The organism is Candidatus Pseudothioglobus sp. Uisw_016, assembly GCF_048087635.1.
GTDB lineage: Bacteria > Pseudomonadota > Gammaproteobacteria > PS1 > Pseudothioglobaceae > Pseudothioglobus.
The window spans coordinates 1,357,503-1,378,418 of sequence record NZ_CP159806.1; the positions used below are offsets into that span (position 1 = coordinate 1,357,503).

The 20,916-nt window shown below is 35.7% G+C and carries 21 protein-coding genes and 1 tRNA gene; 11 read left to right on the forward strand and 11 right to left on the reverse strand.

The features are described 5' to 3' along the window. The first annotated feature begins 23 nt into the window (after positions 1-23). The 3 genes from ABXT69_RS06865 to ABXT69_RS06875 are packed head-to-tail and all read left to right on the forward strand — an operon-like array spanning position 24 to position 2,665. The gene (locus ABXT69_RS06865) at positions 24-1,169 is read left to right on the forward strand and encodes an MBL fold metallo-hydrolase (RefSeq protein WP_416677573.1); all 1,146 of its coding nucleotides are present in this window, start codon (positions 24-26) and stop codon (positions 1,167-1,169) included. A gap of 23 nt (positions 1,170-1,192) precedes the next feature. Next, the gene (locus ABXT69_RS06870) at positions 1,193-2,101 is read left to right on the forward strand and encodes an oxidoreductase (protein ID WP_416677574.1); all 909 of its coding nucleotides are present in this window, start codon (positions 1,193-1,195) and stop codon (positions 2,099-2,101) included. 6 nt (positions 2,102-2,107) lie between these two features. Further along, complete coding sequence (locus ABXT69_RS06875; RefSeq protein ID WP_416677575.1) at positions 2,108-2,665, forward strand: TetR/AcrR family transcriptional regulator; 558 nt, start codon at positions 2,108-2,110, stop codon at positions 2,663-2,665. Between the two features lie 20 nt (positions 2,666-2,685). Here the strand turns inward: ABXT69_RS06875 and ABXT69_RS06880 are convergent. The 4 genes from ABXT69_RS06880 to ABXT69_RS06895 form a co-directional block, all read right to left on the reverse strand. Continuing rightward, positions 2,686-2,770: transfer RNA gene (locus tag ABXT69_RS06880), tRNA-Leu, on the reverse strand. Positions 2,771-2,834: 64 nt separating this feature from the next. Then, entirely contained in the window at positions 2,835-4,217 is a 1,383-nt protein-coding gene (cysG, locus tag ABXT69_RS06885) for a siroheme synthase CysG (RefSeq protein WP_416677576.1), read from the reverse strand. A 172-nt stretch (positions 4,218-4,389) separates the two neighbouring features. Continuing rightward, complete coding sequence (locus ABXT69_RS06890) at positions 4,390-5,058, reverse strand: HdaA/DnaA family protein (protein WP_416677578.1); 669 nt, start codon at positions 5,056-5,058, stop codon at positions 4,390-4,392. After that, the gene (locus ABXT69_RS06895; RefSeq protein WP_416677579.1) at positions 5,055-5,615 is read right to left on the reverse strand and encodes a CDP-alcohol phosphatidyltransferase family protein; all 561 of its coding nucleotides are present in this window, start codon (positions 5,613-5,615) and stop codon (positions 5,055-5,057) included. The genes ABXT69_RS06890 and ABXT69_RS06895 overlap by 4 nt, the downstream gene beginning before the upstream one ends. 52 nt (positions 5,616-5,667) lie before the next feature. Between ABXT69_RS06895 and purM the strand changes: the two genes are divergently transcribed. From purM to ABXT69_RS06910, 3 genes are read left to right on the forward strand one after another with little or no spacing between them, the layout of a single operon-like run. After that, a complete protein-coding gene (purM, locus tag ABXT69_RS06900; protein ID WP_416677580.1) occupies positions 5,668-6,669 on the forward strand; it encodes a phosphoribosylformylglycinamidine cyclo-ligase in 1,002 nt (333 codons plus the stop codon). A gap of 4 nt (positions 6,670-6,673) precedes the next feature. Beyond that, a complete protein-coding gene (gene purN / locus ABXT69_RS06905; protein WP_416677581.1) occupies positions 6,674-7,282 on the forward strand; it encodes a phosphoribosylglycinamide formyltransferase in 609 nt (202 codons plus the stop codon). After that, complete coding sequence (locus ABXT69_RS06910) at positions 7,279-7,971, forward strand: DUF3108 domain-containing protein (protein WP_416677582.1); 693 nt, start codon at positions 7,279-7,281, stop codon at positions 7,969-7,971. The genes purN and ABXT69_RS06910 overlap by 4 nt, the downstream gene beginning before the upstream one ends. Before the next feature lie 2 nt (positions 7,972-7,973). On the opposite strand, the gene uvrA is transcribed toward ABXT69_RS06910, so the two are convergent. Further along, positions 7,974-10,790, reverse strand: coding sequence for an excinuclease ABC subunit UvrA (gene uvrA, locus ABXT69_RS06915; RefSeq protein WP_416677583.1), 2,817 nt, complete (start codon positions 10,788-10,790; stop codon positions 7,974-7,976). A gap of 84 nt (positions 10,791-10,874) precedes the next feature. Between uvrA and pyrH the strand changes: the two genes are divergently transcribed. Then, on the forward strand, positions 10,875-11,597 hold the full coding sequence (pyrH, locus tag ABXT69_RS06920) for a UMP kinase (protein ID WP_416677584.1): 723 nt from the start codon (positions 10,875-10,877) through the stop codon (positions 11,595-11,597). A gap of 3 nt (positions 11,598-11,600) precedes the next feature. Beyond that, positions 11,601-12,158 (forward strand): ribosome recycling factor, encoded by a 558-nt coding sequence (gene frr, locus ABXT69_RS06925; RefSeq protein WP_416677585.1) that lies wholly within the window; start codon positions 11,601-11,603, stop codon positions 12,156-12,158. 22 nt (positions 12,159-12,180) lie between these two features. Here frr and ABXT69_RS06930 read toward each other — a convergent pair whose 3' ends face one another. The 3 genes from ABXT69_RS06930 to ABXT69_RS06940 all read right to left on the reverse strand — a co-directional run bounded on the left by ABXT69_RS06930 (position 12,181) and on the right by ABXT69_RS06940 (position 15,488). After that, the gene (locus ABXT69_RS06930; protein WP_416677586.1) at positions 12,181-13,893 is read right to left on the reverse strand and encodes a hypothetical protein; all 1,713 of its coding nucleotides are present in this window, start codon (positions 13,891-13,893) and stop codon (positions 12,181-12,183) included. 104 nt (positions 13,894-13,997) lie between these two features. Further along, complete coding sequence (locus ABXT69_RS06935) at positions 13,998-14,897, reverse strand: hypothetical protein (protein ID WP_416677587.1); 900 nt, start codon at positions 14,895-14,897, stop codon at positions 13,998-14,000. A gap of 90 nt (positions 14,898-14,987) precedes the next feature. Then, positions 14,988-15,488, reverse strand: a complete 501-nt coding sequence (locus tag ABXT69_RS06940) for a hypothetical protein (protein ID WP_416677588.1) — start codon at positions 15,486-15,488, stop codon at positions 14,988-14,990. An 87-nt stretch (positions 15,489-15,575) separates the two neighbouring features. Between ABXT69_RS06940 and cmoB the strand changes: the two genes are divergently transcribed. From cmoB to bioC, 3 genes are all read left to right on the forward strand, one after another. After that, on the forward strand, positions 15,576-16,541 hold the full coding sequence (gene cmoB, locus ABXT69_RS06945; RefSeq protein WP_416677589.1) for a tRNA 5-methoxyuridine(34)/uridine 5-oxyacetic acid(34) synthase CmoB: 966 nt from the start codon (positions 15,576-15,578) through the stop codon (positions 16,539-16,541). A 61-nt stretch (positions 16,542-16,602) separates the two neighbouring features. Next, on the forward strand, positions 16,603-17,511 hold the full coding sequence (locus tag ABXT69_RS06950; protein WP_416677591.1) for a metal ABC transporter solute-binding protein, Zn/Mn family: 909 nt from the start codon (positions 16,603-16,605) through the stop codon (positions 17,509-17,511). Next, on the forward strand, positions 17,499-18,284 hold the full coding sequence (bioC, locus tag ABXT69_RS06955) for a malonyl-ACP O-methyltransferase BioC (protein ID WP_416677592.1): 786 nt from the start codon (positions 17,499-17,501) through the stop codon (positions 18,282-18,284). Before ABXT69_RS06950 ends, bioC begins: the two co-directional genes overlap by 13 nt. A 21-nt stretch (positions 18,285-18,305) precedes the next feature. Here the strand turns inward: bioC and ABXT69_RS06960 are convergent, their stop codons facing one another. The 3 genes from ABXT69_RS06960 to ABXT69_RS06970 are packed head-to-tail and all read right to left on the reverse strand — an operon-like array spanning position 18,306 to position 20,851. Next, positions 18,306-19,148: an MOSC domain-containing protein gene (locus tag ABXT69_RS06960; protein ID WP_416677593.1), complete on the reverse strand. Its 843-nt coding sequence runs from the start codon at positions 19,146-19,148 to the stop codon at positions 18,306-18,308. 18 nt (positions 19,149-19,166) lie between these two features. Then, positions 19,167-19,928, reverse strand: a complete 762-nt coding sequence (locus tag ABXT69_RS06965; RefSeq protein WP_416677596.1) for an ABC transporter permease — start codon at positions 19,926-19,928, stop codon at positions 19,167-19,169. Continuing rightward, a complete protein-coding gene (locus tag ABXT69_RS06970; protein ID WP_416677598.1) occupies positions 19,928-20,851 on the reverse strand; it encodes an ATP-binding cassette domain-containing protein in 924 nt (307 codons plus the stop codon). The genes ABXT69_RS06965 and ABXT69_RS06970 overlap by 1 nt, the downstream gene beginning before the upstream one ends. Positions 20,852-20,916 lie beyond the last annotated feature (65 nt).

Below are 20,916 nucleotides of genomic sequence, written 5' to 3' on the forward strand. Positions count from 1 at the left end.
TGAAAAAATACAGGCACTTAATTATGGAAATTCTTTTTAATATATTAAATATAATCAAATATTTAATATATGCCCTTCTTATCATTGCTTTTGTTATTTTTATTTTTCTTAATGTCTCTCCTGTCTTTGGCGCCTCTCCTGACAAAAATACCAAAGAAATAATTGTTAATTCAGAAAACTTTTTTGAAGGTAAATTTCGCAACATTAAAACAACATACACAAACTTTCGAACTTTAGAAAGAAAGTCGACTCTAAAGGAATGGTTCTTTCCACCAAAAGATAAAAACCCTTTGGGCCCTCTTCCAACAATAAAATTTCAAGGTCAAGATTTAACAGAGGGTAAATTTGTTTGGTTTGGTCACTCCACGCTTCTTATGAAAACTGAAGGTTTGGTTATTATGACTGATCCAGTCTTTAATAGAGCATCACCATTACCATCGTTCAGCTCAAAAAGTAAAAGTAGTTTTTTTAATGGGAAACCATTTGTATTTGAAAACCCAATATTGATAGAGGATCTTCCAAAGGTCAACGTTGTTATCATTTCACATGATCACTATGATCACCTTGACTCTAAAGCAATTAAAGACTTATCAAATCTAGTAGATCATTTTATTGTGCCTTTAGGGGTTGGAGCACATTTAGAAAGATGGGGAGTAGATAAAAATAAAATTACTGAGCTTGACTGGTATGAAAGCAAGAACTATACAGATGTTGAGTTTATCTTTGCGCCAGCTCTTCACTTCAGTGGAAGAGGCATAACCAATGGCAACTCGACGTTATGGGGCTCTTGGATTGTTAAATCAAAATCATTAACTGCCTATTTCAGTGGTGATGGAGGATACTCAGAGACATTTAAAAAATTAGGTAATGAATATGGTCCTTTTGACATTGCCTTTATCGAGAATGGTGCTTACAACATAGACTGGTCAAATGTTCATATGTTTCCTGATGAATCTGTTCAAGCCAGTATCGACTTAAAAGCAGAAGTCCTTTTTCCAATCCATTGGTCTAAATTTGATTTATCGATTCATCCATGGGATGAGCCAATCATTCGAATTACTAAGGAAGCTGCGAAAAAGAACATCAACATTGCAACCCCAATGATTGGTGAAGTATTTGAACTAACCAACTTACCAAAAAACCCTTGGTGGGAAAAGCTTAGAAATTAAACTAATATTATTTAAGGAAAAAAATGAAAAAAGAAAATTGGAACGAATCAAATATTCCTGATCAATCAGGGAAAATTTTTATAGTAACTGGACCAACGAGTGGTCTTGGTAAAGAATCAGTTAAAGTTCTTGTTCGAAAAAACGCAACCGTCATTATGGCTGCTAGAAATATTAAAAAAGCTGATTCTGTAAAAAAAGAAATTCTTGCTGAAAATAAAAATGCAAAGATAGATATTCAAGAGCTAGATTTATCAAGCCTCGAATCAGTAAATAATTTCTCAATATCTATAAACAAAAAATACAAAGCACTAGACTGCCTTATCAATAACGCTGGCATAATGGCCTGCCCTTATTCAAAAACAAAAGATGGCTTTGAGATACAGATGGGCACGAATCATTTAGGTCATTTTGCTTTAACAGGTCAACTAATATCTCTACTCAAAAAGACGCCAAATTCAAGAGTTGTAAATGTAGCTAGTATTGCTCACACCTCTGGAAATATTGATTTTGATGATCTTAATTGGAAAAAAAGAAAATATAAAACCTGGAGCGCCTACAGTGACACTAAGCTAGCAAATTTATATTTCACCTATGAACTATCTCGTAAACTTGGTCAGGATAAAGGATGTCCAATGGTATTAGCTTCACATCCAGGGTGGACTGCTACAGATCTTCAGAAGCATTCTGGTATGGCAAATTTTATGAATATTTTTCTTGGACAGAAAGTTAAGATAGGTGCTCTTGGAGGTCTTAGAGCGGCTACCGATCCAACTGCCAAGTCAGATAATTATTTTGGCTCGCCATCAATGGGCGGTATGAAAGGTCACCCTGTATTAGTTAAATCAAATGATTTATCGTATAATGTAGATAATGCAAAAAAACTTTGGAATCTATCTGAAGAACTAACTGGAGTGAGTTACTCCATTGACTAAAAAATAATGCTCTCAACTAAAGATAAAATCTATCAAAGCGCTCTAGAGCTATTTGCCAGTCAGGGCATTCAGTCAACTTCAACTGCTCAAATTAGCAAAAAAGCAGGGATTGCCTCTGGAACGCTTTTTGTACACTTTAAATCAAAGCAAGAGCTTATTGATACAATATACATAAGCATTAAAAAAAATGCTTTTTCTGACTTAAATGAAAATACGTCCGATGACTCAAGCATTGAACTTCAGTTCAAAGAAGCTTCTCGAAAAATTATTGAGTATTTTTTAACTAACTACAATGAATTTATCTTTTTAGGTCTAGTTAATATCGATCCCATGGTATCTGAAGAGGCAAGGGCAATAGGCTTCAAAAATTTTGAAAAATCAATGACTGATATGAAAATATTCTTTAAAGAGGGTTATTTTAGAGATATGGATTTTGACCTACTTATGCAAATTAACTGGTCAACAATAGAGACGATTATTAAGAACCTAAAATTAAGAAATCTTAACAAACCAAGTGAAAGCGAACTTAAGCTAATCTGGGATATTATGAAAAAGAGCTCCTAAGAGCTCTTTATAAAGATATATGGTGCGGAGAGAGAGACTCGAACTCTCACGTCTTGCGACACTGGAACCTAAATCCAGCGTGTCTACCAATTCCACCACCCCCGCGAAGATTTTGAAATTATACCGAATTAAATCAAACATTTCTTATTTAAGAAATAGATTTTCTTATTTAATTACCGTACCAGCTTAACTTCTCATTTAGACGGACGACCTCTCCTACAATCATCAAAGTAGGTGCATTAATATCTTCTTTACTTAGCAAATCAGGCAAGTCTTTTAGAGAGGTAATATAAACTTTTTGCTCAGGCATTGTTCCTTTTTCAATAATCGCAATTGGCATCTCCTCTCTCATGCCGTGAGCAATTAACTGCTCACAAATGTAACTTGCCCCACTCAATGCCATATAAAAAACAATCGTCTGCTGCTCAACAATAAACTCTTCCCATGGAAGGTTAGTCGTGCCATTTTTTAAATGGGCAGTTACAAAACGGCAGGATTGAGAGAAATCTCTATGGGTTAATGGAATGCCTGCATAAGAAGAGCACCCTGATGCAGCAGTTATTCCAGGGACAACCTGAAAAGGGATGCCATGCTCAGAAAGTGATTCGATTTCTTCTCCTCCTCGGCCAAAAATAAAAGGATCACCGCCCTTTAACCTGCACACTCTCTTGCCTGATTTTGCCAGATCAACCAAAAGAGCATTAATATCTATTTGCCTAGTAGATTTATCACTGCCGCCTTTTTTACCGACATATATGAGTTCTGAGTCTCTCCTAACAAGCTCCATAACGCCTTTAGAGACCAACCTATCATAAAGCACAACATCAGCTTGCTGAATAAGCCTCAAGGCTTTAAACGTTAATAGATCAGGATCGCCAGGACCAGCGCCAACTAAATAAACCTCTCCCAAGTTCATCTCAAATGAATCAATAAGCTGCTTCTCAATATCAGCTTTTGCATCTTTAATACGTCCTGAAAAAACTTTTTCAGCTATAACGCCAGAAAAAGTAGCCTCCCAAAATGCCCTTCTATCTTTAATTTTTGAAAACCTGTCTTTAACTTTCTGCCTATACTCACCAGCAATTTCAGCAAGTATGCCATAAGAGCTTGGAATAACTGTTTCAAGCTTTGCACGAATTAATCTAGCTAGGACTGGCGCCTTACCGGATGAAGAGACAGCAATTATCACCGGGGATCTGTCAACTATTGAGGGCATGATGAAGCTTGATAGCTCAGGCGAGTCAACCACATTTACCGGTATACGACTTTCTTGAGCTATCTTAGAGACAGATTCATTTACTTTTGAGTCATTTGTAGCAGAAATAATTACTGAATAATTTGAAATATCATATGCCTCAAAGCGCTTATTAACTAAACTTAAATTGCTATCCAAAGATAAGGTTTTTATTCCTTCACAAAAATAGGGAGAAACGCATGTAACCTTAGCCTGAGCTTTTAATAATAGGTTTATTTTTCTTAATCCGATATCTCCGCCTCCAACAACTAGGGCTGGCTTTTGTCTTAAATTAATAAAGATAGGAAGATGGTCCATAAAAATATATTAAGCTCTCAAGATTAGAGCGTTGTTTTAAATATTTTACGAAGTATAGTAAAACATTCTATATTTTTATTATTATTGAGTTAAAAGATATAAATATTTCTTAAAAAAACATAATATTAGAAAAATATTTTATATTTCTTAATAAATTGATATTTAGTAGCTACTAAAGTTGAAGTACTGTTTTAACAAAAGGAATTGAAATTGCCTTTTTTGATTGGAGTGATGCTTTATCTAGCTCATTCATCGCAGATACTAAAGTATTTAAATCTCGAGAATAATTCTTAAACAAATATTCGTAAATTTTTGAGTCGATAGTTAAATTTCTATCACTCATCTGTTTATTAAGGACATCCATTGTTAACTCATCATTAAGCTCTTCTAATTTATAAACAGCTGCTAAACTTAGGCGAGTCTTAAGATCCTTCATAACAGTTAAATCACTGGGTAAATTGGAGCCACTAACTAAAACAACAACTCCAGCCTGTCTTGCGCGATTATATAAATCGAAAAATATCTCTTGATTATCACAACTAATGAGATCGACATTATCAAAGCTAATAAAATTTAATTGGCCTATAAAGTCAAATAAATGCTCTGGAAAAGAACCAATACAATCGATATAAATTGCATTCTTATCCATTTCTAGCGCCTTTAATACTGCCCCTTGAAGGACATGCGTTTTGCCTTGGCCTGTTAATCCATATATGTAAATTTCAGAAGCCTTTTTTTTCTGAAAAAGTTGGTGTATTAAATTAACAAGCTCACTATTAGCAATAAAGTTATCTAAAAGCATTTTAGAGTTCAGTGAGATTGGAAGGCCTAATTGATTCATTTTTTAGACTCTTGCAAGATAAACTTTTTAACCCAAAGTAACACATAGTCCGCACCACTTAAACCGGTCGAAGTGGCAACCACTATGAAAACCATATCTCTAAGGCCATTTAATTCAGTATATATTTGAATTAATAATAAAAATATAACCAAGGCAATTTGTAATACTGTATTAAATTTACTAATTAAAGAAGGCTCTAGCAAGTCGCTATCCCTAGATATTTCACCTAGAAAATATCCCAAAGCACCCGCTACAATAATAACATCACGAACAAAAATTATCATGAGTAGCCATAAGGGCATAATCCCAACCCAATATAAAGCAATAAAAGAGCAGGTCAATAATATCTTGTCAGCCATTGGATCAAGAATAGAACCAAGACGTGACTGGAAAGAAAACTGTTTAGCTATCCAACCATCTAATGCGTCAGTAATTCCAGCCAATAGAAATAATAGAAGCGTCAAAATATACTGCTCTTTTAGTAGCGCTATAACTATTGGAACTGTTAAAATAATGCGTATTATTGAAAGCGCATTGGGTAGCATTGAGTAGCTCATTATTTTGCTTAATTAAATTCATTTTTTAGACCTTAATTATACGGAAAACAAGATGTCATCATTGACTTATAAGGATTCTGGAGTTGATATTACTAGAGGTAATCAGCTTATTGAAAAAATTAAACCAATTGCAAAATCAACATTAAGACCTGGTGTTCTTGCTGGTCTAGGTGGCTTTGGTGCAATGTTTGAAATTCCTTTAGATAAATATAAAAAACCAGTTTTAATTTCAGGAACTGACGGCGTTGGAACAAAATTGATGGTTGCTGAGATGCTTAATAAGCATGATACTATTGGTATTGATTTAGTTGCAATGTGCGTCAACGATCTTATCGTTCAGGGTGCTGAGCCTTTGTTTTTTTTAGATTATTATGCAACGGGCTCTCTTAATCCAGATGTTGCGATTTCTGTTATTTCTGGTATTGGTGAAGGTTGTCGTCAATCTGGATGCTCTTTAATTGGAGGGGAAACTGCTGAAATGCCAGGAATGTATAAAGGCGAAGAGTATGATCTTGCTGGGTTTTGCGTAGGCATTGTTGAAAAAGATAATATTATAGACGGTTCTAAAGTTTCATCAGGCAACCACATAATAGCACTTGGCTCATCTGGTCCTCACTCAAATGGATACTCACTCATTAGAAAAGTTTTGGAAAAAACAAAGCCAACATCAAACCAGCTCAAGGAACTTATTGAACCAACTAAAATCTATGTTAAATCAATATTGTCATTAGTTCAAAATTTACCCGTACATGCAATATCGCATATTACGGGTGGCGGTCTTCTTGAAAATATTCCCAGAGTAATGCCAGAGCATTTAGCTGCAAAATTGGATGCAAACTCTTGGGAACTTCCAGAAATATTTCAGTGGCTGCAGGCTGAAGGAAATATAGATACAAGTGAAATGCATAGAGTTCTTAACTGCGGCGTTGGCATGGTCGTTATTGTTCCAAAAGAATCCTCAAATGATGCTATTAAGCTATTAAATTCTGAAGGTGAAAAAGCCTGGTTAATTGGAGAAGTTGTTAACTTTTCAGGTGAGCAAGTAATAATTTAATACTATGAAAGCTGTTATTTTAATTTCAGGTAATGGCTCTAATTTACAATCAATAATTGATAATACAGATAGAATTGACTTACAAATTAGCTGCGTCATTAGTAATAACAAAAATGCTTTTGGCTTGAAACGAGCTGAATCTTCAAAACTTCGAACCGCCATCATTGATCCTGAATTATATAACTCCAAGGATGCTTTTGATAGAGAGCTCATTTCAATTATTGAGCAGCATGAAGTAGAACTAATTGTTTTAGCTGGATATATGAGAGTTCTTACTCCATTATTCGTGTCACATTATTTTGGTAAAATTCTAAATATTCATCCCTCTTTACTTCCAAAATTTCCAGGACTCAACACACACCAAAGAGCTATTGATGCCTCTGAGACAGCTCATGGAGTGAGTGTTCACTTTGTTACTGAGGAATTAGATGGTGGTCCTATAATTAATCAAGAGTCCGTTATCATTGACAATTCAGATACTGAGGAATCACTCTCAATGAAAGTTTTAAAAAAAGAACATGTCATCTACCCTAAAGTGATTCATTGGTATACTCAAGGGAGATTGAAACTTATTGATAACTTTAACGCAACACTTGATGGAAAAATGATATGAAAAAAATAGTATTCTTATTTATTGCACTTCTATTTTCAGTCCAATCTCTTGCACTAAACCCCTACAAGGGTAGCTATGATCTTTATGCACAGACAGTAATGGGTAACTTAAAAGTCGGAACTGCAAGATTAAATTTAGAGGTCAATAATAATCAGTTTATATATACGACTAAAGCTCAAACTGAGGCCGTATGGAAGGCGCTTTATGACTTCACAAGAGAGGAAAAAAGTTTAGGCAATGAAGTTGATGGACAGATCATTAATACTTACTTTAGCGTCATTGAAAGAAATAAAGGTGAAGTTAAAAAAGACTATGAAATATCTATTGCAACTGATAAAAATTATGCAGTATCTAGTAGTGGTGAAGAATTTGAAATTAAACCTGGCCTTCTTGTTGATCCTTTAAGTGTTTATCTAGCGCTATCTAATGATATGAATAATAAGCCTAGTGAAGAAGAGTTTATTTACCAAGTTGTTGATAAGACTGGCGTTAAGTATTTAAAGTTCAAATCTCTTGGTGCTGAAAATATTTCTATTAATGATATTGAATTTGAAACTATCAAGGTAGTTTGTGAAGACCTCCAGTTAACACTCAATTTATCCATTAATGAAAATTTTCAGCCAATTAAAATTCACAAAATTAATGGAAAAACTGCATTTACAATGGTACTTATAGGCTTTGAAACTTAAATCTAAAGATGTTCCTTAAGGAACTGTCCAGTATATGATCTTGGATTCTTGGATACCTCTTCTGGAGTCCCGAATGCAATTATTTCGCCGCCTTTGTTTCCTCCTTCTGGCCCAAGATCAACAACCCAATCAGCAGTCTTAATAACGTCTAAATTATGTTCAATTATAACAATTGTATTATTTCGATCTCGTAGTCTAAAAATAACGGACAGCAATTGTTTAATATCATGAAAATGGAGCCCACTTGTTGGCTCATCTAATATATATAAAGTTTGCCCTGTATCTGTTTTAGAGAGTTCTTTAGCAAGCTTTATACGCTGAGCTTCTCCACCAGAAAGGGTAGTTGCATTTTGGCCAAGCGTAATATATGAAAGTCCAACATCCATTAAAGTTTGCATTTTTTGATTAATCTTTGGAATCGCTTTAAAAAAATCAAGCGCATCTTCGACAGTCATCTCCAAAACTTCTGCAATTGACTTTCCTTTATATTTAATTTCTAAGGTTTCTCGGTTATATCTATGGCCATGACAGATATCACATGAGACGTAAACATCAGGCAAAAAGTGCATCTCTACCTTAATTAAGCCATCTCCTTTACAGGCTTCACATCTGCCTCCTTTAACATTAAAACTAAAACGTCCAGATTTATATCCTCGCGTCCTAGACTCAAGCGTTAATGCAAAAAGGTCACGCACTAACGTAAAGACGCCCGTATAAGTAGCAGGGTTAGATCGAGGAGTTCTTCCAATTGGACTTTGATTGATATTAACTACTTTATCAAACAGGTCCATACCCTTAACTTCTTTAAATGGAGCAACATCAGTTTGAGCTCCATTAAGTGTTTTTGCAGCTAACTCATAAAGTGTATTATTAATTAATGTTGACTTTCCAGAGCCAGAAACACCTGTAATACAGGTTAAAACGCCAACAGGAATTTTTAAGTCAACATGCTTTAAGTTATTCCCACTTGCCCCAGTAATTTTAAGCCAGCCATTTGATTTCTTTCTAGTTTTAGGAGTGCTGATTTCTAATCGACCACTTAAATAATCTCCAGTAAGGGATTTTGTATTAGCTATAACTTCATCAGGTGAACCTATCGCAACAATTTCACCACCATGGATACCTGCGCCAGGTCCAATATCCACAACATAATCAGCCTGTCTTATTGCATCTTCATCATGTTCAACAACAATAACTGTATTGCCTAGATCTCTTAGATAAGTCAATGTATCAAGTAACTTTTGATTATCACGCTGATGAAGTCCAATTGATGGCTCGTCTAAAACATAAAGTACTCCAATCAAGCCTGCACCTATTTGAGAGGCTAATCTTATTCGCTGAGCTTCCCCACCAGATAAAGAGTTGGCCTTTCTCTCTAAATTAAGATAATCGAGTCCAACATTAATTAAGAAATGCAAACGTTGTGAAATTTCACTAAGAATCTTACTTGCAATTTCCCCACGCTGACCTTCTAGTTCAAGAGATTCAAAAAAATCAAATACTTGGTCTATTGTCAGCTTTGTTAGATCTGAAATATTTCTATTATCTATAAAGACATTTCTTGCAGATGCATTAAGTCTATCTCCATTACAACTCGAACATGGTTTGCTTATTACATATCTTGATAACTCTTCTCTAATTGAGCGGATATCACTATCTGCATAACGACGCATCATTCTTGGAATTACGCCCTCAAAAGGTTTTTTCTTACTTGTCCAACCTCTTCTTCCTTTAATTTTTGAAAAATCAATAACTTGGCTTCCACTTCCGTAAAGAACAATTTTTTTATTCTCTTCTGAGAGCTCATTAAATGGAGTCGCAATATCGAATTTATAATAATTACCAACTAAGGAAAGCATTTGATAGAAATAGGCATTACTTTTACTCCAGCCATAAATTGCACCATCTTCCAGACTAAGCTCAGGATTAGCTACAACTCTTTCTTCATCAAATATATCTTTGATGCCTAAACCATCACATGTTTCACATGCCCCCACAGGATTATTAAATGAAAAGAGTCTAGGCTCTAACTCTTCCAAAGAGTAACCACAATGAACACAAGAAAACTTTGCTGAAAATGTTAATTCCTTAAAGCCAGAGTTAATATCCATAGGGCAAGCAATAGCAATACCCGAGCTCATATTAAGGCCAGTTTCAAGAGACTCAGATAACCTTGACGTTATATCTTGCCTAACTTTTAATCGGTCAATTACGATCTCGATGGTATGATTTTTATTACCATCAAGCTCATCAATTTCTTCAAGAAGCATAACATCACCATCAACTCTTGCACGAAGGAAGCCTTGATGAGAAAGTTCTTGTAGTAATTTTAGATGGCTACCCTTTCTATTTTTCACAATTGGTGCAAGTATCATGATCTTTGCATCTTCAGGAAGGTCTAATATTGCATCTACCATTTGAGAAATTGTTTGTGCTTGTAAATCATCTCCATGCTCAGGACATCTAGGTGAACCAACTCTGGCAAAAAGTAGTCTCAAATAATCATAAATCTCAGTTATGGTACCTACTGTAGAGCGAGGATTATGAGAGGTAGCTTTTTGTTCAATTGATATTGCAGGAGATAGACCTTCGATATGATCAACATCTGGCTTTTCCATTAATGATAAGAACTGCCTTGCATATGCTGATAATGACTCAACATACCTTCTTTGGCCTTCAGCATAAATTGTATCAAAGGCTAATGATGACTTGCCAGAACCCGATAGTCCAGTAATAACTATGAGTTTATTTCTGGGAATGCTAACATCGATGTTTTTTAAATTATGGACTCTAGCGCCACGTATGTTTATTGAATCCATAGGTTAGTTATTTTATGGTGGACAAAGGGTTCATTATACTCATGCGTTGTGTAAAATCTTAATTTTGTATTCAATTCTTAGCACATGGTTTCTTATCGTCGAATCTTACTTAAACTTAGTGGTGAAGCACTAAAAAGTGACAATAATAATATTGATCCTGAAATGCTAAAAAAAGTAGTCACTATTGTTCAATCTGCCCTGGATCTTGACGTTGAAATCGCCATAGTAATTGGTGGTGGAAATATCTATCGAGGCGCTGCCCTTGCAAGTGATGGAATGAACAAAATCACTGGAGATCATATTGGAATGCTTGCTACAGTAATGAATGCATTAGCAATATCAGACGCTTTTAAAAGAAATAATATTCCTTCAATTGTCATGTCTGGCTTTTCGATTGGTGGTGGTGTTTGTGATCCTTTTAATCATACTAAAGCTAAAAATGCGCTATCAGAAGGCAAGGTAGTTATTTTTTCTGCTGGTACTGGAAGTCCTTGCTTTACAACCGATACTGCTGCTGCGTTAAGAGCAGTTGAAATTGAAGCTGATATTGTCTTTAAAGTTACTAAGGTAGACGGTATTTATTCAAGTGACCCATTGAAAGATTCAAATGCTATAAAGTTTGACGCGCTTAGTTTTGATTCGGCTATTGAAAAAAATATTGAGGTTATGGACACTGCTGCATTTGCTTTATGTCGAGAAAATAATATAAGAATTTGTGTTTTTAGTATGTTTGATGATAATTATGCTTTAGCTAATATCTTAAATGGCCAATCAATTGGCACGATTGTTAGTCAAAATGGAGAATAAATAATGATTAATGAAATTCACAGTGATGCAAACAGCCGAATGAATAAATCACTCGCTTCTCTTGGGACTGACTTTAGTAAGATTCGTGCTGGAAGGGCTCACCCCTCACTACTTGATCAAATTACAGTTGAATACTATGGCAGCATGGTTCCTCTTTCACAAGTTTCTAATGTAAGCGCTGAAGACTCAAGAACCCTTAAGGTTTCACCTTGGGAAAAAGATATGGTTGGACCAATTGAAAAAGCCATCATGACATCTGATTTAGGTTTAAACCCAAACACTCAAGGGCAGGTTTTACGAATTCCTTTGCCCCTTCTAACTGAAGAGCGCAGAAAAGAATTAGTAAAAGTTGTTCGAGATGAGGCTGAAAATGCCCGCGTGGCAATAAGAAATATTCGAAGAGATGCAATATCTGACTTTAGAGAGCTCCTTAAAGAAAAAGAAATATCAGAAGATGAGTCACATAGAGCTGAAGATAATATACAAAAAATTACAGATCAACATATCTCTTTAATTGAAAAATCTTTGACTGACAAAGAGAATTCATTATTAGAAATATAATGGTTACTTATTAAACAATTTTTTATATCCTCTTAGAGCCGACACACTCTATATAGTCATCCCATCGATTCAATGAAAATTCAGTTCCATTTGTTACCTGAGGGCCAACATTTCCTAAATAACCGCCTTCTAATGCCTTCTTGAAAAGTTCAATATTGCTATCTGATAGCCCTAAATTTACCTTGCAAAAATCATGTATCGCAACCGTTACAATTTCTCCAGAAATTGTGCCAATAAATTTCTCATCTTCTAACTTCTCTGTCGCTTCTTTTATAAGCTCATCTTTGATAGTCAATTTATAATCATCAACAATACCTAACTCATCTAATTGAACAATTAAATCATTCATAATCTTAGTAACCCTCATATCATAAGCTAGTTTAGCTTGATAGGCAGCAGTTGAAGCTGCAGCAGCCGCTTTCTCATCCGCTAGTTTTTGTAGGAAGGCATCAAGGCCAGCTTGTCTTGCCATCTCTACCTTGATTTCAGCCATCATTTCTTGAGCAGCTAATTCAGCCTCAAGTTGTGCTTCAAAGGCAGCAAGCTCTTCAAATAGCAACTTATCTAGATAGGCAGCAGTTGAAGCTGCAGCAGCCGCTTTCTCATCCGCTAGTTTTTGTAGGAAGGCATCAAGGCCAGCTTGTCTTGCCATCTCTACCTTGATTTCAGCCATCATTTCTTGAGCAGCTAATTCAGCCTCAAGTTGTGCTTCAAAGGCAGCAAGCTCTTCAAATAGCAACTTATCTAGATAGGCAGCAGTTGAAGCTGCAGCAGCCGCTTTCTCATCCGCTAGTTTTTGTAGGAAGGCATCAAGGCCAGCTTGTCTTGCCATCTCTACCTTGATTTCAGCCATCATTTCTTGAGCAGCTAATTCAGCCTCAAGTTGTGCTTCAAAGGCAGCAAGCTCTTCAAATAGCAACTTATCTAGATAGGCAGCAGTTGAAGCTGCAGCAGCCGCTTTCTCATCCGCTAGTTTTTGTAGGAAGGCATCAAGGCCAGCTTGTCTTGCCATCTCTACCTTGATTTCAGCCATCATTTCTTGAGCAGCTAATTCAGCCTCAAGTTGTGCTTCAAAGGCAGCAAGCTCTTCAAATAGCAACTTATCTAGATAGGCAGCAGTTGAAGCTGCAGCAGCCGCTTTCTCATCCGCTAGTTTTTGTAGGAAGGCATCAAGGCCAGCTTGTCTTGCCATCTCTACCTTGATTTCAGCCATCATTTCTTGAGCAGCTAATTCAGCTTTAATTGCTTCATAAGAGTCAGCAAAAATAAACATCATTTGCTCAGGACTCTCTTCAATTGAGACAACAAGATCAGAACAAGGAACTCCAAAATCAAGAATAAACTCTTCAATAATAGAAACATTTTCACCCTTACCAACAAGTTTTTCGCCTAGAGAAAATGATTTAAATCCAGTTTCAGCAGTTTGATAATATATCAATTTATTTGTCGAAGAATCATATGAATCAACAATGGCTCTTGCATTAGTTGAACTAATAATCAAATCACCTGGAGCAAAGAAGGCATCTCCAGATAATAAAAGTGAGGAAGTGATGTTATTAGATTCTAAATCATTAATTTCATATTGATCTGTGCATGAACTAAATTCATCCATCAGCATAATATCGTTATCATCCTGCAGGAGTGAATCATTTACATCATCACTTGAGTGGACATTAAATGATAGTAATAAAGTACATACTAATTTTATAAGAGCACTTATTAAATTATTTTTCATAAATTCATTATAAATAAAAAAACCCAGAGCAAGCCCTGGGTTTTTATTTCTGACACATTCTGCATTTTACATTAAGTAAGCAAAATGACTAATTATCTTAAACCTTAGAAAGGGTTGACATAGTTACTCACACAGTTTGCATATGCATCCCATCTATTTGCTGTGAATTCAGTTCCAGAAGAAACTTGAGGACCTACATTAAATAAAGTTCCGTCAGCCAATCCAGATTTGAAGAGCGCAATATTACTTTCAGATAAATTTAATGCATATTTACATGCCTCATGTGCAGCTTCTGTAACAACTACCTCTTCAATAACACCTATAACCTCTTCTTCAGCAAGTGAGGCTTGGTAAGCAGCAGTTGACTCTGCAGCAGCAGCTTTTTCATCCGCTAGTTTTTGCAGGAAGTCAGCAAGAGCCATTTCTCTCTCAATTTCAGCCATCATTTCAGCAGCATCCACTTCGGCTTTAATTTGTGCCTCAAGCGCTGCAAACTCTGCATCTAAAAGACTATCTTGGTAAGCGGCAGTTGACGCTGCAGCAGCAGCTTTATCAGCAGCTAGTTTTTCTTGGAAGGCATCAAGGGCATCTTGTCTTGCCATTTCTGCTTGTATTTCAGCCATCATTTCTTGAGCGGCTAATTCAGCCTCAAGCTGTGCTTCAAAGTTAGCTAATTCTTTTTCAGTATTCAGCTGGTCCATAAGCGCTGCAACCCTTGCGTCATTTGCACGTTTAGATTGATAAGCAGCAGTTGACTTCGCAGCAGCAGCTTTATCCGCAGCTAGTTTTGCTTGGAAGGCATCAAGGGCATCTTGTCTTGACATCTCTGCTTGTATTTCGGCCATCAATGCATCGGCATCAAGATCAGCAGCAGTTTGAGCTTCAAAGGCAGCTAGCTCTTCGTCTAAATTAGCATAGTAGGCATCATCGCGATCATCGCCACCAGCAAAAACATTGAATGAAAGGAAAAAGATTATAAAAAATTTAATTGATTTGTTTATCACGCTAACCTCCAAAAGAGTTAAAAGAATTATATTTAAATATATTGAACTTCTGCCTTAAGCATTCAAAATGATTAATCATCCACCTCAATCTTAAAAAGGATTGACATAATTACTTACACAGTTTGCATATGCATCCCACCTATTTGCGCCAAATTCTGTTCCGTTGGAAGATTGAGGACCAACATTGAATAAAGATCCATCAGCCAATGCAGATTTGAAAAGCTCAACATTACTTTCAGATAAGTTTGATGCAGATTTACATACTTCATTAATAGCAACTTCTTCTACAACTACTTCTATAGCTTCTTCAGTCTCAAGAGAAGCCTGGTAGGCGGCAGTTGACGCAGCAGCAGCAGCCTTATCATCAGCTAACTTCTGAAGAAATGCATCAAGGGCAGATTTTCTTGCCATTTCAGCTTCGATTTCAGCCATTAGTTGTTGTGATACCATTTCGGCAGCAACCTGAGCCTCAAAAGCAGCTAATTCTGCATCTAAATTTGCATAGTAGGCATCGTCACTCTCATCACCACCTGACAAAACATTAAATGAAATTAAAAGAAGGACAAAAATTTTAATTGATTTATTTTTCACAATATTATCACAAGAGTTAAAAGTTATATACATATATGTAGACTACTTTATTTTATACTAGATATATTTTATGAATATATTTAATTTATGATTTTTTTTACGGATGAATTTAGGCTATTTTTCAATGATTCATCTCTCCAAGAAATTGCAGATAAATGCCTCAAAATAAGCCTAGATGCCTTCAACGTTAATAACGGAAATATTCCTAAATGGACTATAGCATTAGATGAGTTAAAAGCAATGCCTAAAGGTGAAATAGGGCTAAATGAACCTTACATTAGAATAGATCAAAATGGCGTAGACCCTATTGTACTCGAGAGGGCATTCAAAAGACTTCTGCCATGGAGGAAAGGCCCATTCAGATTCAATAATTTAAAACTTGAGAGCGAATGGCAAGGTGATCTTAAATGGAAACGTCTGCAAAAGCACATTAGTCCATTAAAAAATAGAAGAGTTCTTGATGTAGGTGCTGGGAATGGTTATTTCACATTAAGAATGGCGATGGAAGGCGCTAAGAAAGCACTAGGACTTGAGCCTTTTCTTTTATTTAATTACCAGTATGCTGCAATTAAATCGTTAGTTAATAAGGACATTAATGCGATGCTTCTTCCTATTAGACTTGAAGAAATGCCTAAATTATCAATCTTTGACTCTGTCTTCTCAATGGGTGTTCTTTATCACCAAAGAAGTCACATGGAACATTTGCTTCAGTTAAAAGACATGATGACGCCAGGCGCTGAGCTAATATTAGAGACGCTAATAGTGGAAGGTCCAAATGGGTACTCACTTATTCCAGAAGGTCGCTATGCTCAAATGCGAAATGTTCATTGCCTGCCAAGTGTTGAGACTCTGAAAACATGGCTTGTTGAAGCCAAATTTGAAAATATTAAAGTTATTGATATTAGTAAAACTTCCTCTGAAGAGCAAAGAAGAACAGAGTGGATAGGAGATAATGCGGCTTCATTAGAGGATTTTCTTGACCCATCTGACTCATCCCTCACAAAAGAAGGTCATCCTGCACCTACTCGAGTAATCATTATTTGCAACAACTAATTCAAAGTTGAATTCATCGATTAACGTATAATTTATCTTCAATTTCAATTTTAGTCTTATTATGAAATATCGTCTTCTACTAAGTTTTATTATTCTTTTAGCAATCAAAAATGTTGCTGCACAATCAACGCCGTCTGTCGTAGTAAGTATTAAACCTATTCATAGTATCGTGATGAGCCTTATGAGCGGCATTGCAGAGCCACAGCTATTACTTAAGTCAAATAACTCAGCACACACTTTTCACTTAAAGCCCTCACAAGTCCAGATGCTTACAGATGCTGACTTAGTAATAATCATTAGTGAAGACTTTGAATCTGGACTAAGAAAAACAATTAAAAACATAGAAAATGATTCGCTATTTCAAATTATTAGTTTGAATAATCTCAGTATCCATAAATCTAGGTCAGAAATACTTAAGTCAAAGGAACATGAAGACACTGATAAGCATGAAGATAATATTTATGATTTACATCTATGGCTAGATATTAACAACATGAAGCTTATAGCCAAACATATTAATAAACTACTCATTAAAATAGATCCAGTCAACGAAGATAAATATAACAACAATTTTCTTGAATTAACGCTTGATCTTGAGGAGTTAAAAATAGATTTAGAAAAACAGATGACTCCTTTTATAACTTTTCAGTTTGCAGTATTTTCAGACACTACGCAGTACTTCGAAAAGAGCATGAATCTTTTACGGCCTACTATCATAACCCCATATCACGGAGCAAGATTGAGCATTATTAGAACTCTTATGGCCAAGGAAGCTATGAGTGATTTAAGCGTTTCGTGTCTACTCTATGGACAAGAGGCCAAGACAAATCAAATAAGCGTCTTGTCGGAAGGTCTCAGCTTAAAAACATTCGAAATTGATATTTTGGGAATCAAATATCCAGCAGGGCCTGCTCAATACTTTAACTTAATGAAAAGAATCTCAAGTCAATTGGCCTCATGTCTAAAATAAGAAGCACTTTTAATGGCGCCGCTAGCAATTATGATGATAATGCTTTTCTTCAAAGTGAAATAGCAAATAGACTGGCTGAAAAATTGAAAGTCATTTCAATTAAGCCTCAAACAATAATTGATCTTGGCTCTGGAACTGGCCTTCTTAGTAACAAAACAGCTGAAATATTTCCAAATGCAAATTTAATTTGTGTAGATTTTGCACAACAATCACTTTTAAAAAATCCTCAAAACTTAAAGGTTTGTGCAAATGCCTACGAGCTTCCGTTTGCATCCAACAGCGTTGACTTTATTGTTTCTAACTTAATGATGCAGTGGTGTCCTGATTTAAAAGCACTTTTTAATGAATGCTTTAGAGTTCTCAAGCCTGAGGGTTTAATTCTTTTCACTACCTTTGGGCCAGATACTCTAAAGGAGCTTAAGCGGAGTTGGTCAGCAGTTGATAGCAGCGCGCACGTTAATGATTTTATTGACATGCATGATATAGGTGACCAGATGCTTCAATCAGGCTTTCAAAGCCCAATAATGGAAATGGAGAATATAACCCTTACCTATGAAAAAGTGCTTGACTTAATGCATGACCTGAAATCAATTGGTGCGCAAAATGTAGGTAGCCGATCAAAAGCGCTCACAGGGAAAACTAAATTTAAAAAAATGATAGAGATGTACGAAAGCTATCGCTCTGATGGAAAACTGCCAGCAACCTACGAAGTAATTTATGGACATGCCTGGAAAAATGAAAACAAGCTTGGCGCTATTTCACTGGAGAATTAAACCAGAATAGCGCTATCTAAACTAGCCAATTGAAAGTTCATCACCCACTTTAAGAGTGTAATTTTTCGTCGATAACAAAATCGCATTTTGTCCAAAAAATGCACCATTTATCTCATCACTAAACCTCAGAGAAGTTAGCGTTGCTAAAGGCTCTTTTGGATTATCAATTTTTCCATCATCTTGGTTAATCGTAATAATTTTGCAGCGCTTGCAGGGCTTTCTTAGTCCAAAGCTATACCCACTTTGCTGGCATAAAAAATTTAGAGATGTTTTTTTCTCAAGATCTTCAATACCTTTGACAACAATATTAGGCCTAAAGCGATCCATTTTAGCTACTTGAGAGCCATTATTAATGAGACCTTTATTCAGCTTATCTAGAGACTCCCATGACGTTATTAGATAGGGAAATTGATCCGAAAATGCACTCTGAGCCTCCATACCTTCAAGATACTTAGAGGGCACTGGACGGAGTCCTTGACTGGCAAACCTCACAAGCCTCAGGGACTTACCTTTATACTGACCTAACACGCTAGTTAGCCACAATGAAACATCATCACCCTCGTCATAGGCATCACAAATATCACCCCAAACAGATGCCTTAATTGGCTCAGATTTAATTGAATCCAAAGGAATATTATGTTTAGTGTTATTCTTTGAGCTAAGCGTTAAAGCGTCTGAATTAATACTCACTTCAATTGTTGACATCGACTCGATTTCGCGCTGAGTAATAAATTCGTAATCAATAGTAGTCACCATCCATTCACGATCATACTGAAAACCACGAAGCGCAGTCATTGACTCTTCAAGGGCAATACCTTTGAGTGATTTAACAGGATAGATAAATAGATCAGTAATTTGAACCATAAAGCCCCTGAATTTAGCTTACTGTTTTAACTTATAACCAGTGTTGAACATCCAGGCTATTATAGCAATACAAATACTTAAGAAAAGTAAAACCATTAGTAGGCTCACTCCGACTCCAACATCTGAAATTTCAAAGAAACTCCAACGGAAACCACTCACCAAATAAAGAACAGGATTAAATAAAGTGACCTTCTGCCATACCGGTGGGAGCATACTGATTGAATAAAAACTTCCACCTAAAAATACTAATGGAGTAATAATTAACAGTGGTATTATTTGTAGCTTTTCAAAGTTATCAGCCCATAAACCAATGATAAAACCAAATAAGCTAAATGCCACACAGGTCAAAACTAAAAAACTCAACATCCAGATTGGATGCGCAATATTCAAATCAACAAAGAGGTTAGCCGTAAGTAAAATGATAATTGCCAAAATTAATGACTTAGTCGCAGCGGCTCCAACATAACCAATTAAAGTCTCATAGAATGAGACAGGAGCAGATAAAAGCTCATAAATCGTGCCTGTAAATTTTGGAAAAAAGATACCAAAAGATGCATTTGAGATACTTTGGGTTAACACAGAGAGCATTGTCAGGCCCGGAACAATAAAAAGCCCATAAGAAATACCATCAATATTTTCAATCCTTGAACCAATTGCTGAGCCAAAGACTACAAAATATAGAGCTGTTGATATTACTGGAGAGGCGACACTCTGAAAAAGTGTATTCCAAAAACGCATCATCTCGTTTAAATAAATTACTTTGATTGCCATTAAATTCATTATTTTTCCTTAACTAAGTCTACAAATATATCTTCGAGTGAGCTCTGAACAATTTTAAGGTCTTTTATATGCAATCCAGAATTTGTAATTTCCTGGAGTACTTCAGACATATCAGTTTCTTCATCTTTAACAATATACGTGTATGAAATATGCATACCATCCTCAGAAATCTCAATATTGTGCTTATCAAGAGAAGAAGGTACTTTGGAAAGTGACTCTTTTAACTCAACAATTAACTGCTTCTTTCCAAGAGTTTCCATCAAATGTGCTTTTTTCTCAACGAGTAAAAGTTCACCATTACTTATAACTCCAATCCTATCAGCTAACTCTTCAGCTTCCTCAATATAGTGAGTCGTCAAAATTATGGTAACGCCTTTAGATTTCAATACATTAACAATCTTCCATAAATCCTTACGTAGCTCAACATCAACGCCCGCAGTAGGCTCATCGAGAAACAGTATTTTAGGGTTGTGAGAGAGTGCTTTAGCAATCAGAACTCGCCTCTTCATTCCTCCAGAAAGCATTCTAATTTCAGAGTCTTTTTTATCAAAAAGAGATAAGTCTTTTAATAGCTCTTCAAGATAAGCATCATCTCTCTTGGCTCCAAACAAACCCCTACTAAAACGAACTGTCCCCCAAACTGTATCAAATGATCCAAGAGTTAGCTCCTGTGGAACAAGGCCTATTATTGATCGTGTTTTTCTAAAATCCTTAATAATATCAAAGCCATCAACAGTGACTTCGCCAGAGCTTGGAGAAACAATTCCACATATTGTTGAAATTAAAGTTGTTTTGCCAGCTCCATTTGGACCCAAGAGTCCCAATATCTCGCCTGTATTTATGTCTAGATTAATACTTTTCAAAGCATTAAAGCCAGAATCATAAACTTTTGATAAATTCTTAATTGAAATAATTGTTTGCATTGATATCTTGTCAGGGGAATCGAAAAAAGTATTTTAACCTTTCACTAAGAATGTATTGCCTTAAA